This is a genomic window from Enterococcus sp. AAFC-DPL-5146 (assembly GCF_058216635.1).
This window is the reverse complement of sequence record NZ_CM177103.1, coordinates 251,407-265,723: the sequence shown is the minus strand read 5'-3', so window position 1 is coordinate 265,723 and position 14,317 is coordinate 251,407. Positions and strand designations below refer to the sequence as shown.

General features: G+C 33.4%; 16 protein-coding genes. 5 read left to right on the top strand and 11 right to left on the bottom strand.

The annotated features are described in order from the left end of the window. Positions 1 to 93: 93 nt before the first annotated feature. The 8 genes from AC4BB2_RS01170 to AC4BB2_RS01135 form a co-directional block, all read right to left on the bottom strand. The gene (locus AC4BB2_RS01170) at positions 94 to 309 is read right to left on the bottom strand and encodes a helix-turn-helix domain-containing protein (protein ID WP_490474653.1); all 216 of its coding nucleotides are present in this window, start codon (positions 307 to 309) and stop codon (positions 94 to 96) included. Positions 310 to 575: 266 nt separating this feature from the next. Further along, the gene (locus tag AC4BB2_RS01165) at positions 576 to 1,211 is read right to left on the bottom strand and encodes a hypothetical protein (protein ID WP_490473645.1); all 636 of its coding nucleotides are present in this window, start codon (positions 1,209 to 1,211) and stop codon (positions 576 to 578) included. A 12-nt stretch (positions 1,212 to 1,223) separates the two neighbouring features. Further along, entirely contained in the window at positions 1,224 to 1,946 is a 723-nt protein-coding gene (locus AC4BB2_RS01160) for a hypothetical protein (RefSeq protein ID WP_490473644.1), read from the bottom strand. Between the two features lie 162 nt (positions 1,947 to 2,108). After that, entirely contained in the window at positions 2,109 to 2,453 is a 345-nt protein-coding gene (locus AC4BB2_RS01155; protein ID WP_490473643.1) for a hypothetical protein, read from the bottom strand. Positions 2,454 to 2,557: 104 nt separating this feature from the next. Further along, positions 2,558 to 2,947 carry a ribonuclease toxin immunity protein CdiI gene (gene cdiI, locus AC4BB2_RS01150; RefSeq protein ID WP_490473642.1) on the bottom strand — a complete coding sequence of 130 codons (390 nt, stop codon included), beginning with the start codon at positions 2,945 to 2,947 and terminating at the stop codon, positions 2,558 to 2,560. Between the two features lie 21 nt (positions 2,948 to 2,968). Continuing rightward, on the bottom strand, positions 2,969 to 4,510 hold the full coding sequence (locus tag AC4BB2_RS01145) for an EndoU domain-containing protein (RefSeq protein ID WP_490473641.1): 1,542 nt from the start codon (positions 4,508 to 4,510) through the stop codon (positions 2,969 to 2,971). Continuing rightward, positions 4,503 to 4,865, bottom strand: coding sequence for a hypothetical protein (locus tag AC4BB2_RS01140; protein WP_490473640.1), 363 nt, complete (start codon positions 4,863 to 4,865; stop codon positions 4,503 to 4,505). Before AC4BB2_RS01140 ends, AC4BB2_RS01145 begins: the two co-directional genes overlap by 8 nt. A 7-nt stretch (positions 4,866 to 4,872) precedes the next feature. Beyond that, positions 4,873 to 5,139, bottom strand: coding sequence for a DUF3130 family protein (locus AC4BB2_RS01135; RefSeq protein ID WP_490473639.1), 267 nt, complete (start codon positions 5,137 to 5,139; stop codon positions 4,873 to 4,875). A gap of 295 nt (positions 5,140 to 5,434) precedes the next feature. Between AC4BB2_RS01135 and AC4BB2_RS01130 the strand changes: the two genes are divergently transcribed. Both AC4BB2_RS01130 and AC4BB2_RS01125 read left to right on the top strand, forming a co-directional pair. Then, the gene (locus AC4BB2_RS01130; protein ID WP_490473638.1) at positions 5,435 to 6,208 is read left to right on the top strand and encodes a helix-turn-helix domain-containing protein; all 774 of its coding nucleotides are present in this window, start codon (positions 5,435 to 5,437) and stop codon (positions 6,206 to 6,208) included. Between the two features lie 63 nt (positions 6,209 to 6,271). After that, on the top strand, positions 6,272 to 6,691 hold the full coding sequence (locus tag AC4BB2_RS01125; RefSeq protein ID WP_490473637.1) for a VOC family protein: 420 nt from the start codon (positions 6,272 to 6,274) through the stop codon (positions 6,689 to 6,691). 1,017 nt (positions 6,692 to 7,708) lie between these two features. Here AC4BB2_RS01125 and AC4BB2_RS01120 read toward each other — a convergent pair. Next, positions 7,709 to 9,217: a DUF1846 domain-containing protein gene (locus AC4BB2_RS01120; RefSeq protein ID WP_490473636.1), complete on the bottom strand. Its 1,509-nt coding sequence runs from the start codon at positions 9,215 to 9,217 to the stop codon at positions 7,709 to 7,711. A 556-nt stretch (positions 9,218 to 9,773) separates the two neighbouring features. Here AC4BB2_RS01120 and AC4BB2_RS01115 point away from each other — a divergent pair. The 3 genes from AC4BB2_RS01115 (at position 9,774) to AC4BB2_RS01105 (ending at position 11,323) form a co-directional block, all read left to right on the top strand. Then, positions 9,774 to 10,100 (top strand): winged helix-turn-helix transcriptional regulator, encoded by a 327-nt coding sequence (locus tag AC4BB2_RS01115; protein ID WP_069646005.1) that lies wholly within the window; start codon positions 9,774 to 9,776, stop codon positions 10,098 to 10,100. A gap of 91 nt (positions 10,101 to 10,191) precedes the next feature. Then, entirely contained in the window at positions 10,192 to 10,800 is a 609-nt protein-coding gene (locus AC4BB2_RS01110; protein WP_490473635.1) for a hypothetical protein, read from the top strand. A 136-nt stretch (positions 10,801 to 10,936) separates the two neighbouring features. Then, complete coding sequence (locus AC4BB2_RS01105; protein ID WP_490473634.1) at positions 10,937 to 11,323, top strand: VOC family protein; 387 nt, start codon at positions 10,937 to 10,939, stop codon at positions 11,321 to 11,323. A 127-nt stretch (positions 11,324 to 11,450) separates the two neighbouring features. Here the strand turns inward: AC4BB2_RS01105 and AC4BB2_RS01100 are convergent, their stop codons facing one another. Then, positions 11,451 to 13,235 carry a collagen binding domain-containing protein gene (locus AC4BB2_RS01100; protein ID WP_490473633.1) on the bottom strand — a complete coding sequence of 595 codons (1,785 nt, stop codon included), beginning with the start codon at positions 13,233 to 13,235 and terminating at the stop codon, positions 11,451 to 11,453. Between the two features lie 243 nt (positions 13,236 to 13,478). Then, entirely contained in the window at positions 13,479 to 14,156 is a 678-nt protein-coding gene (locus AC4BB2_RS01095; protein ID WP_490473632.1) for a replication initiation protein, read from the bottom strand. Between the last annotated feature and the right edge of the window lie 161 nt (positions 14,157 to 14,317).

Here is a 14,317-nt window from a genome sequence, read left to right as displayed (position 1 = left end):
CTTCTACTTAAAAAATTTGCTAAGATAAACTCTGTAATTTTAAAACGAGCTCCTTGATATAGCCCCTCTTAAAAAATCTTTAACACGATAATTTTATTTTCCCTTCTTATTTGGAAAATGCATTTTCGCATCACTAACCCCACAAATATAATTCATATCAACGTCATAAAATTTGGCAAGGATAACCATAGAACCTAAAGGTATCCTCGTTTTTCCATATTCATAATCAGCATAAGTTCTTTGTCCAACATTCAACAGCGCTGCGACTTCTCTTTGCGTATAATCGTTATCCTCACATAATTCTCTTATCCGCTATATATATTGCATGACTTATCTCCTTTTTTAATCATTTCAAGATAGAGTTATAAACTCTAAAATAGACTTAAGAACAAAAACAATGAATGAAAAAATAGAAATCATTAGGAGGTTCAACATGGCTCACCCAGTAAAAATGATCACCTATCTTTGTGTTTAGTATCATTCATTTCTAATTCAAAAAAGCCTAGAAGAATTTCCTCTAGACTTTTTTTGAATTGAATAATGCTCTAGAAACTTGAATTTATTCAATAGTGTAGTTACTTTATATAATAATTATTATCTATTTTTAAATATACCTTATTATCTATTTTTATTAAGCTATTCCATTCATAGACTCCTTCTTCACTATCCATGTAAATTATTATTGATTCATGTTCAATGGAAATTGGATTAATTGAAAATTTTGAAGCATTGATACTCTCTTTTAAACAAGTCATATCGTAATTATCATCAGAAAAAAATAATATATTATCTAATACATCTTTCCTCATTTCAGATATATTAGAATAATTTTTGTGCTTGGGATTGGATAACAACCACATATTTATGATATCCTCTTTAGATACTCTTGACAGATTTTCTAATAGTTTTTCATCAAAATAAATATTGTCAACAAATGTTTGAAACTCTTTGGGGTTAAATAGTATAGGTTGATACTTATATTCGCTTTGAACAACATCAGAATCTCGAGGTACTGCTACTACAAGATCATTGAAACTTTTCAAAACCGAGTAAAAATACTGTTCAGTACCATAATTCACTTTTAACAGAATTTCATTATTTAATTTTTTTATAATTCCCAATAATGAGCCACTGTGAATGAGAATATCATTTTTATAAATTTCACACCAATCTTTATATTCACCTGATATAGTATATCTATATTGTTCCATTCTAATTCTCCTTTACTTCAATGAAGGTATTTTTATAAATTCTGGTAGTTCGTTTACTTTTGAGAACCTTGCCCAGTCAGACTCAGGAATAAAAGTACGATGTATAATACTATCTCCTTTTACTGTAACTTGATAAACTCCACTTTCACCATTTACAGCTCCTTTAGCCAAATGCTCTATTCGTCCATCAGCTCTAGTAATTACTGGATTAGATAAAATATCAATATCCAAGTTCTTAGGAAAATCATGATACAAAGGATCTAATTTCGCCTTTTCAATCACACTATGACTATAGTTATATTTAGAGTTTCCAACTCCACTAACTTTCCCTGCATCTTTCCCTCTATCAACAGTCTTAACAACATCCGCTGACTTCTCAAACTCTTTCAACGCTTCCCACTCTTTAGCAGTCAACTTAATCGCATCAAGCGAATAATCACCATTTCTAAGCAACTTAGCCGACTTCAAAATATCCTTCACTCGATCGATCGGCAATACTGCGAGTAGTAAGAAAACACCAGAAGATGAACGCTGCATCGTTGTAGAATCCTTCCCAAACAGGATCTCAATATCATCAATATTGGTAAGGATTTTAAAAATCTCTGGTCCATACTCTTTAAACAATTCAATATTATGGGCACGAAATAGTTCATGTAACTCTTTTGTTTTTTGAACATCCAGTTTCCCATTGCGATAAATCTGATATTCGACACCATTCGATAATTCTTTGATCACCACATCGATCCGGCCTTTCGGCTGTGCCTTGTTAAAGTCCTTTAGTGCTTTATACCAACTTCTATGTATTTAAATTCACTTCCAACTCAAAAAAGTCTAGCAAAAATTCTTTAGACTTTTTTGAGTTGGATAATACTTTTGGAAAGTGAAGAAACTACTATTTTAATAACTGTCAATTCTTGAAACGTCAACTTCTACATAATCATTCTCGTCAATGTCCTTAGGTATATCACCATCAGATATATCTATTTTAAGCTCTCCTATTTGTAAAATCTCACTGTCCTTATCTACAAGTTTACCTTGAATAGAGTAGCTACCGTTTTTTTCAACTATTACATACTCCTCATTGAAGCTTTTCACGATATTTCTAACATTAAATCCATAAAGAATATCTGAAAATGCGTCACCTTCTGAAAAATTACAATCACTACAAAAACATTCAATGGAATACGTACCATCTGAAAGTAAAATATCTGCCTCTTTTGAATCTATATCTATCCAATTCACTTTTTTACAATAATCATCTTATATCCCCTCCTACTGCTATAAAGCTAAACATGACCTTAACAACAGCCGCTGAGTGATAGAGTAGCTTTTTTATTTTACAAAAACTATATTCCCAAACTTTTTTTAACTTTTTTTAACAGCTCTATTAATTCACCTTCTCCTAAATTTTTTTCTATCTCTTTTTTTACATTCTCTTCTAAATAATTATAAAAAGTTTTAAAATCTAAGTATGCTAGTTGGTCTACTTCTACAGCTGGAGAACCTAATTCAACCAAAACATGTTTATCATCTAGTGGTTTAGGTAATTGTGCCATATCGTAGTCATCTAAATCGTTTTTAAATGAAGCGAAAACTATTTCTACTCCATACCCTTTTTTTTCTTCAAAAGCATATAAAGCTCTTTTTAAATCTTTTCCACTTATTATTGAAAAATAGGTCAACATTAATTGATCTATACTTTTCTTATCATCTAAAAGTTGAAATTCATTTTCCATATTATTCACAATCCAATCATTCTAGTTTAATACAGGGAAAAAATTAGTTACTTCTCCTGCACCATTTAAATAACCTATAAACTTTATCCCGTTTGGAGAATTTCCAATAATTGTCCGCCCATCTGGTTGAATTTTTCCATTTTTCATGGCAGACTGTCCCCATTCAAACATTTGATTATCACTAATTTTTGCGGGGTCATAAACTGTTTTTGGTTTTTCAATATTCTTATAAGATATTGGTTCTGCAACATTACCAGTCATATCTTTTCTAGGAATTTTGTATTCTATTTCATAAATACCTTCAACAGTTGGGTGTGGTCTTTTTGAAACAATCAAGTTTTCTGGATTAAATCCTTGATTTTGCAGTGCATGATTGAAATCATTTATATTGTGACCGCCAACAACACCTTTTTTAGTATTAACAGCTTCTACATTTTTTAAATGATTCCTCGAATTTTTTCCAAATTTTAAATTATCCAACCCACTAACTTTCCCTGCATCTTTCCCTCTATCAACAGTCTTAACAACATCCGCTGACTTCTCAAACTCTTTCAACGCTTCCCACTCTTTAGCAGTCAACTTAATCGCATCCAGCGTATAATCACCATTTCTAAGCAACTTAGCCGACTTCAAAATATCCTTCACTCGATCGATCGGCAATACTGCGAGTAGTAAGAAAACACCAGAAGATGAACGCTGCATCGTTGTAGAATCCTTCCCAAACAGGATCTCAATATCATCAATATTGGTAAGGATTTTAAAAATCTCTGGTCCATACTCTTTAAACAATTCAATATTATGGGCACGAAACAGTTCATGTAACTCTTTTGTTTTTTGAACATCCAGTTTCCCATTGCGATAAATCTGATATTCGACACCATTCGATAATTCTTTGATGACCACATCGATCCGGTCTTTCGGTTGTGCTTTGTTAAAGTCCTTTAGTGCTTTATACCATTTTTGATTTTTAAAATCAATGGTTTTATAACCATCTTTACCGCCTGAAAAATTTCCAGCACTGCCTAGAAAGGCTAATCCTTCGGCAATCGAAGCAATAACTGTTTGTACCTCTGAGAAATCACTGCCATGCGCTGCTTCAAAAGCGCTATATTTTTCGAGAATTTCAATTTTCTTTGCGGTTCCTAGCATACTTTGTTTATTAAAAAATTGATTCACAAATGGCACATCTTCAAAGGCTTTTGCCAAAGCTTCCATGATTACATCATTTTCTGCTTGTAGACGACGTAACTCAGCTTTCAACTCTTCCATTTTTGCAGTGTCTAAATCATTTTCTGCAGGTCCAACTTCTGATGTAAAAGCGCTCAAATAAGAGGTAATCGCATCATCAAGAGTATTTAAGGCATTGCCCACTGTCGTTGACACTTCTGAGTAAGCATCGAAATAACTTTTGGTAGACTCCCACCCTGTACCAGATAGTTTTCCTGCACTTTGAAATGCTTGTTGCGCCTCTTTAAAAGAATTTAGTTGATCTAACACAGTTAAACGCAACGTTTGGACTTCACTGGCAACATTTTGCCATTCCGTATATCTAAATTTAGGCATCTTTTTCCTCCTCTTGTGCTAGTTTCTTTTTCTGCAGCCATAGGAGGTCGTCTTCTGCTTGAACTCTTTTACGTTCTGTTTCACTGACTAATTCTGTTAGCTCTTCTTTTCCTGCATCAAAGGTTCGGAATGCTTCTGTTCGTTCGTCTTCTAGCATTTCTAAGTCTATTCTGGCAGAACGTTCTGCTTCTGTTCCTTTGCTGTAATAAAGAAATTCTTCTAATATTGCGGCTTGTTGTTGGTAAACACGCTGTAGATCATTGATTAGAAAATCACTTTCGGTATCTTTTTTCTTTAACGCTATTTTTCGCTCTTCATATTCTTCGATTTTTACTTGTAGTTGTTTTTCTTCCATAAAGCACCTACTTTACTGCATTTTTTTCAGCCTGTTTGATAGCTTGGTGTATTTTTTCTAAGTTTCCAATGTCTTTAGACGCGTTGCTTTTGAATGTTGATATGATAGAACTTAGAGAAGAAACACTGCTTTTCATCGCGCTAGCAGCACTACTTTCAGAAAAGCTCATGCTATTTGTTTGTTTTGCTTTGAATGATAATGATGAGAGGCTTCTTGTAAATTTACTTGTTAAAGAATTTACTGTCGCTGCATCGGTACTAATTTTATCTTCCATCTGAATGTCTCCTTTGGTAAATCAGTTAATTTTATCCACTACATAATATTCATCTTTTTAGCTAAATCGACCAACCATATAATCACTTTTGTAAATATTACGTAAGATAAGAATAACATATTGAAAACTATAGACTTTATCAGATTATTCAGTGTGCCTGTAACTTTTTGATAAACCATTGAATAGTTTAAATTTTATTGGAAAACTCTTTCTTTTTGTGTAAACTAAGTAGTGATATAGTTTATTTATTGATACGATTTATTAGAAGATAGTTCTCTGAGAAGGAGGGATAAAAATGAAAACGAAGATGCCTGAAATTCTTTCTTTCATTTCAGAAGAAGCTGTTAGTAGAAAAATGACGAGTGAGGAAATTGCCCTTCACTTTGGTTATGATAAACATCACTTTAGTCGGAAATTTAAAGAAATAAATGGATTCAGTGTTGTTGAATTCCTCTCTAGTTTAAAAGTTGAAAAGGCGATTATTGAACTTGATGAAGAAAAGAGAGTCATCGATCTACAAGAACATTCAGGTTTTGAAAGCAGTGGTAGTTTCACGAACACGTTTAAAAAATACACTGGTAGTTCACCTAGAGCCTACAAAACTGAAATGAGTGAACTTTTTGATGATATGAAACGTTTTGAAACGGATGATAAGGATCAGTCGATAGCGCATTTTGAAGAAAAGAGTCATTCTTTTTGTACAGTAACGATTGAAGTACCTGATGGATTTGAAACGGGGATCCTATTTATTGGACTTTTCCGTACACTTATACCGAATCATATGCCTATATCTGGATTAGCTACTAAAAATTTAATAGGAAATAAATTGAAAAATATTCCAAGTGGAGACTATTATTTATTAGCTTGTGCAATAAGCCGTTCCAATAATATTTTATCTTACTTTAACTTAGGAAATAGTTTACGAGGTAAAGAAGATGAACGTCTATCTTTTCCAAACTGTTCTGGCAATCATTACACGATTAAACTGAGAGAACCGATACCAGAAGACCCACCAATATTAGTGAATGTGGGAAAATTTTTGATCTCCCGTTTAAAGAACACAATCTAGAACAATATTATTCGACCATGAAATGATAAACTAGTCGTAAGTTGATGGAATGGAGATGGAAAAATGATTAAAACAGGAACCCCTTATCTATATTTTTATGACGAGTGTGACGATGCATTAAATTATTATGTCGATATCTTTGGAGCTGAAATTCTAGAAAAATCTACATTTGAAGATGTGGAGTTTATGGAAGATGAAAGTCGAAAAGATTGTATTGCTTATGCTAGTTTTAAACTTGGAGAAAGTGTTATTCTAGCAAATGATTTTCTTGAAAAGAAAAGCAAAGAGGATTGTTCTGCAAGCTCACAGACTAGTATCTGGCTTGAGATTGAAAAGACTGCTGACATAAAGCTTCTGGAAGAAAAGATGTTAGCAACTGGTTCAAAGAGCATTACAAAACTTGAAGAGACTTTTTGGGATTCATTCTATGCTAAAATCGAAGATAAATTTGGGATTATTTGGGAATTGAATGCTCAAAAGTAAGGCGTCAGAAAATGCTGATTATTGGTTACTTGTTTATCGAATTGATAATAGCTGTTTAGAATTGTAGTTACTTACAACAGGTTCACATGCTCAAGTTTTCAGAAATACTTAAGTAGTACCTTTCGAGTTTTCAAGGGCCGAAGCGAACTTAAACATTTAATAAACCGGCTTCACCCTTATTAATATGGCAGAACTAGCCTATTTATTCACTAATATTTTGGATAATATTGAAATATGCTAATATAAAAGAAACTAACGATTGTAATACTTACTAGGAACTTTCACAGAAAAATGAAATTAACGACATATCGCCTGAATTAACCATCTAAAAATTTAAAGAATTAGGCGATGCTTAATTTACACTTTCCATAGGCCACTAATAAAAAAGCATTTGAGAAAGAGAGCGTATATACTATGTATGATAACAAAACCAAAAAATTTTATTGTAATAGATGTAAAAAGGAAATAGTAACCTATGAAAAATGCTGGACTAAGTGGCAATTTCCTAGTAAAGTAAATTCTTTTCAAGATAAACCTATAAAAGCATTAGAATACCAAAATGCGCCAATTATATGTCTAGATTGTGAAAATGAAGTATTTCTAGAAAAATTTTAATCGCAGTTGGATTATAACCAAAAGATAATACAGATTTTGAGCACAAATAATATCCGATGAAAGTTCGCTAGTATTGTTTTAATATTATGTTTTTATATGCCTGTTTTTAAAATATCATTGTTTTTCAAGTAAGAAGTATTTAGAGTTATTAAAACAATGATACATTGATTTTTTTAGCTTAAACTATCAGAGGTATTCTATATTAGAATGCCTCTGATAATTTTTATAATCTTTGTTGTCCCCCTAATTCTATTTTACAGTTAGATATAGTTATGACTGATTTTATATTCCCTCTTGGTAAAACAAAAAAACAGCCGATATTCAGCTGTTTAACTGTTATATAAATATATATCTATTCATTCAACTTCAACTGTTTTCTGATCAGTTTGTTTTTCAATCTAACTAAATATAATACAAATTCTCAGACGGATAAACCGCATCACTGGTAATATCCAAGCCTAATTCTCTTAGTGTTTGCTCATCATTCTTGCTCAACATCACAGTAGAATGCGCTTGGACACCATTCAATTCCGATAATTTATCATAGGCTAATTGCGCTGTCGGGTTCGTCACAGCACTGATTGCTAAGGCAATCAAAATTTCATTGGCTTTTAAAGCCGTAATTTTACTGTGTAGATCTTTTCTTTTCATTGTTTGAATGGTTTCGAGAATCACTGGAGATAGCAATAAAATTTCATCCGATATATTGGCTAATGTCTTAATAGAATTCAAAATAGCCGATGAACAAGAATCCATTAAACTACTTGTTCTTCCTGTTACAATTCTGCCATCTGTTAGCTCAAACGCAATAACGGCAGGTGTATCATTACTTTGAGTTTGTTCTCTTAATCGTTCTGAATACTCTCTAGCAGGAAGCACCGCTTTTCGGTCTTCTTTTTTAAGCTCGACTTCTTCCATAATCAATTTAATGCGGTTGACTGTTTCTTCATCGATCAACCCTTTTTTAAAGTCACATTCTGTGGCAAAACAGCGACGGATAATTTCTTGCTTAGACGCTTCTTTCACTACATCATCATCGATAATCCCAAAGCCAACACGGTTAACACCCATATCAGTCGGTGATTGATAGACAGATTCTTCTCCCGTAATTTTTTCAATGATTCGTTTGATCACAGGGAAGGTCTCAACATCACGATTATAGTTGACCGCAACTTTTTGGTATTTATCAAAGTGGAATGAATCGATCATATTCACATCTTTTAAATCAACAGTTGCTGCTTCATAGGCAATATTTAATGGATGTTTCAACGGTACATTCCAAACTGGGAAGGTCTCAAATTTTGAATAGCCAGCAGTCTTTCCGTTACGACTTTCATGATACAGTTGATTCAAACAAGTCGCTAATTTCCCACTACCAGGTCCTGGTGCTGTCACGACCACGATTGGTTTCGTTGTTGGGATATAATCATTTTTACCAAAGCCTTCTTCGCTGACGATTTTTTCAAGATTTGATGGATAATCTTCGATTGCCGCGTGTTTATAAACTTTGATATTTCTTCTCTCCAACTTGTTAATAAACATTTTTGTAGAAGGTTGTCCACTGTAGCGGGTAATAACCACACTATTGACTGCTAAGCCGTATTCTCTTAGTTCATCAATTTGGCGTAAAATATCCATGTCATAGGTAATCCCATAATCGCCACGAATTTTATTACGCTCAATATCGCCTGCATAAACACAAATCAAAATCTCAGCTTGATCTTTTAGTTTTTGTAAAAGTTTGATTTTAGCATCCGCATCAAATCCTGGTAAAACACGTTTTGCATGCATATCGCCGATTAATTTGCCGCCAAATTCTAAATATAACTTGTCATAGTGATTAACTCTTTCAAGAATATATTTTGATTGTTCTTCGATGTACTTTTGTGGATCAAAACCCAGTTTTTTCACGTGAGAACCCTCCGATATTTGTATACTGCCATCTATTATAAACTTATTTACGACTGATTACGATATAGAATTTCATAATTTAATAATGAAGAATAATATAAAAGCCGCGAAGCTTTAACACTACAGGATTCGCGTTTTTTTTATTATTATAACTAATGTATACAGTGAAGTATTCCATTCCTATCCATCCATTACTTTGATATACTAAAGTTATTACTTCTAAAATTGTAGAACACTTGTTGCTTACTATATTGTACAAGTGATTAAAATCTTTGTCACTCTACTCTTTAAGTAAAAAAGACCACTATCCTCTCGACTAAAGTGAGATAGTGACCATTTTATAATACCTTCGAGCTTTGGTCAAAACTCAGCTGACAAGTCAGTGTTAGCGCACTGTTTTTTATCGTATATCTAAATATACGTTCAGATTTAGTGTAACTGCTTTTGCCTTTAGAGTCAATTTCCCTAAATCTAACCCTCTATTTTCGGTAGCTATAAAAACTATAATAAGCCTAGGTACTAGCATCTTAGACATCATACATAGGAGTGATTTTCAATGATAAAAAAAGAAGAAATGCCGCTTTGCGACGTAGCAACAACTGTTCAATTGATCGGCAGTAAATGGAAAACATTGATTTTACGAGATCTCATCACTGGTCCAAAAAGAAATTCTGAACTAAAACGCTCATTATCTGGAATCTCCCAAAAAGTTTTGACTGAGAGTCTTAATTCCATGATAGTAGATGGTATTGTAGAACGAGTGGATTTTCAAAAAGTACCCCCTCACGTTGAATATCAACTAACACCACTAGGAGAAACGTTGCTCCCTGTTATTGAATCTATGAGACAATGGGGGCAGTTTTATAAAAAGCAGCTTGGATAAATAGTTACAAATTTGTGCCTACTTACCTTTTTCTAAAAAATTGTCTATACTTTTATTAAAGAGATACGCAATTATTGAGGAGGATATCTAAATGAATAGTGAAATGACACCCATTGAGGCCGTTCATACCAACGTGGAGTATACAACGCTAAACAACGAACCTGTTTTAAGAGTTGTAAAAAAAGACAAATTAATGGAATTTGACGAAAATACGTATGCTAAATTAGTTGGCTCAACTTTCCATAATGGGACAATCGAAGTGAAAATGTTAAGCCGATTATTACCCGATGCACCCGATTTTGCACGTGGTTTTATCGGTATTGCCTTTAGAATCAATGACGACGATACAAACTTTGAATCGTTCTACGTACGTCCTACAAATGGTCGCATAACTGATCCTGTACGAAAAAATCGTGGTGTCCAATATTTTTCTTATCCTAAATATACCTTTGACTATTTCAGAAATCTTGGAATCACTGATTTTGAAGGTCCAGCTGATATTGGTCTTGATGAATGGATCACCTTAAAAGCGGTTATTAATGGCGCTAGAGGAGAATTTTATTTAAACGACAGTGAAGAACCTGTCTTAGTGGTTGAAGACATGAAACATGGTGCTGGTGCCAAAGGAGCGATTGGTTTGTTTGTGGATATTGGTACAGAGGCTTTCTTTAAAGAGTTGAAGATTACAACAACTGATTAAAAAAACGATTCAAACTTTCTTACATTTCTTTGAGACTCTTTATTTTTGTATGAATTTATCTATTTGATAGATATTGAGCACATCAATTGAAATTCTTACTAAACCTGTTATCGTACAGGTAAGGAGCGTGAATAAGATGAAACAACCAATAACATTTATTTCAGTAACGGAGCATGCAAAAAAGCAAATGGATTTCTATGTTGACGTTTTTCCAAATACGACGATTCAATCGGTTACTTATTACGAGGATTATCCTGAACGTGTTTTAAATGGACAGTTAGATTTGAATGGTACCTTGATTTACTTTTTGGAAATGGGTCCTGAAAATCCTGTTACGAATGGGTGGAATCTTTCTTTATTTGTAGAGATGGACAGTGAAGAAGAGTTTGATCAAATTTTCTCAGCACTTTCTGCAGAAGGCGTTGTTATTATGGGACCTGAAGCTACGGGGATTTTTCAAAAGGTAGCGTGGTTAACGGATAAGTTTGGCGTTACGTGGCAATTAGTATTTGCTGGAAAATAAACTTGGTCCGTCCTTGCTGGACTCAAGAAGTACAGCAAGGACACAAAATAATCTGTATAAGCAACTCGCCTAAACAGGGCTGCTTATACAGATTATTCTTTTATGTGTTGTTCTATTTTTTAGTAAATTACTGTAATTTTTTACGGTTTAATACAAACCCACCCATAGTTAGTGCAATAACTGCAAATCCAGCAATCATTGTAGCATAACTCTCTTTACTTCCAGCTTTCGGTAATTGTTCTTTGGCTTGGACAGGGCTATTTTTAGAAGCATTCAAAAGTAGTTTATCTGCTTTTGGTTGTTTCTTTTCTTCTTTTACAGCTACTAATTCATCTTCTGTTTGCCCATTTGGTACTTTGTCGTCTTTTAAGGACTTGTCTTGACGTACTTCTACTTTTTTACCAGTGATTGTAGGTTCTAACGTAGGAATTTCTGTTACTTCCACTATCTCTGGTTTAAGAGGTTTGATTTCCTCGAGATCACTTGATTCATCTTCGTTTGTTTCTATTTGCTCATCAACGTGGATTTCTGGTTGTTCCTCTTTGGCTTTGTTTAATTCGTCTTCTTTACTTTCTTTTGCGTGGTCTTGATCGATTGGTTGAATTTCTTCTAATTCACCAGATTCGTCTTCTATGATTTCTTCTTGCTCATCAACATAGATTTCTGGTTGTTCTTCTTTAGCTTTGTTTAGGTCTTCTTCTTTACTTTCTTTTGCTTGATCTTGATCGATTGGTTGGATTTCTCCTAGTTCATCAGATTCGTCTTCTATCACTTCTAGTTGTTCATCAACACGGATTTCTGGACGTTCTTCTTTCGGATCATTTAGCTCTTCTTCTTTACCTTCTGTTACTTTTTCTGGATCAAACGGTGTGATTTCTTCCAGCTCACCTGATTCATCTTCTATAATTTCTTCTTGCTCTAATCCTTCTTTGATGGACTTATTTTCATCACCTGTGGCATTTCCATCTGAAAAGATATTTTTCACCTTATGCGTCACTTGTTCATTGCTTGGTTTTTGATATAAAATTTGGTAGTCGATTTGGCAATCATTTGTAAATGCTGCTTGTTTTTTCCCAGCGTCAGTTATTGTTGCGGTATACATAATTGTGAAGGCAGCTAAACGGGCTTTTTCCTGATAAATACGAATAACAAAATCATTACCAGAGCCAAAATTAACTGTCCCATAACCTTGATTTTCAAATTCTTCTAAACTCAAACTTGACTGACCTAAGTAATTATCGACAGTAAACACAAAACTATCTTTATTTTGTACTTGACCATTACCTGATTTATCAGTCAAAACAATATCATTAGCCAAGTCGCTCTTGGTTAAGTTTGCGCATAAAAACCAGCGAATTTGACCTGACTTACCCAATAAATCTCCTGTTTTATAAAAGAAAGGAAGCTGACCTTCTTCACCACCACCAGTATGTCCTCTCACAATAATGTTTGGCACAGTGACAGAGGTTCCCAAATTCGCAGGTATTTCTTTTACTGTATTTTCTTCAACGTTTGTCACACGAACCCCAAAAGTAAACTCGCCGCGAACACGATCTAACTGGCTTACTTTTTCATTGAATGTACAAACAATTTTATCTTTATAAACACGCGTTGTTCCCAACCCATTTAAATCAATTTCTCGTGGTGTGCCATCTGATTCTATTAATCCTTCAAGTTCTTTAGGCAGTGACAATGTTAATTCATCTCCTGCTTTTAGCTTTGTATTGGCTTTTTCGCTAAAAGTTACTCGAATGGAGGTCAATTCACCATTCATCAGTTCTGTTTTGTCAAACTGGATCGTATCAACAAATCCTCCACTATTTAACTCTGCAGCCAACGAATGCTCACTAAATCCAAATAATCCTAAGAAACCTACAAACATTACAAAACACCATGATATTTTTTTTAACATCTTTTATACATCGTCCCTTTCCCACTATTGATATAGACCAATTTTTTTGTTACCTAGATAAATTAGCAACTTTTTCGATGGTAAACAATAAATAAATTCGTGTCAAATCATATACATATTAGATTAAATTATGATGATTTTGTCTGAAAATTCGCATAAGTAACGCGATATTCCCTTTCAAGAAAATCTTTTTGTACTAAAAAAAGCCTACTGAACATTTCAGCGGCTATTCTAGGGAGTTAATTACTCTCTGTCAAATAGGAAAATATATCCCTCTACCTTTTTCCCTTGTGTTTTACTATATTTTTTTTCAACGGACAAATGCTTAAAGTACGCACCCAACTCTTCAATGGCTGGCTTTAAAACCTTTTGATCGATCTGCCCTACTTGATAATTTTTAGGAATTCCCAATAAAAAAATCAGATTTTCAAATGACACTTCCCAAATTCCTTTTTTCTCAACTTGTTTCAGAAAACGAAAAAGGTTCTTCGAATACTTTTTTTTCAAAGAAATAAATTCTTCCAAAGAAAAACAAGTGGCTTTCGTATGTACTTGATTTAAAAGACAAGTAAACCTTGGATTAAATTGGACCTCTAATGCTTTCTCTTCTTTAAAAAACGTAAAGTGTTCAAACATAGTAAATCGTTCCAAACCAAGCTGGCTATCCTCAGCGTAGGGGTGGATATAATTAGAATCATTCAACTTTTGAAACATACTATTTAAATCGTTTAAAAATCTTACATTCGATGTTGACGTGTAATGAGCTAATTGCTTCAGTTCATCCCAGTTTAAATGGATTTTTTTCTGTTGGTCTTCTTGGATTTTACTTAAAATCGAGAAAAACAAGTTAAATTCATTCGCGCTAAAAGTACCTAGCGAGACTGTATTCAACTCATTTTTATACTTTACATAGCCATTCATATCCACGCCTGCTTTCTACTGCTTCGTTTGAAGATTCATTATAGTTCGTTCTTTTTCATAAAGCAAACTTACATACAAAAAGGTACTGATTACTTCCTATAACCTATGATATCTACTTAGGATGAAACATCTATAAAAGCCTTCTTGCATCTATCTTTCCA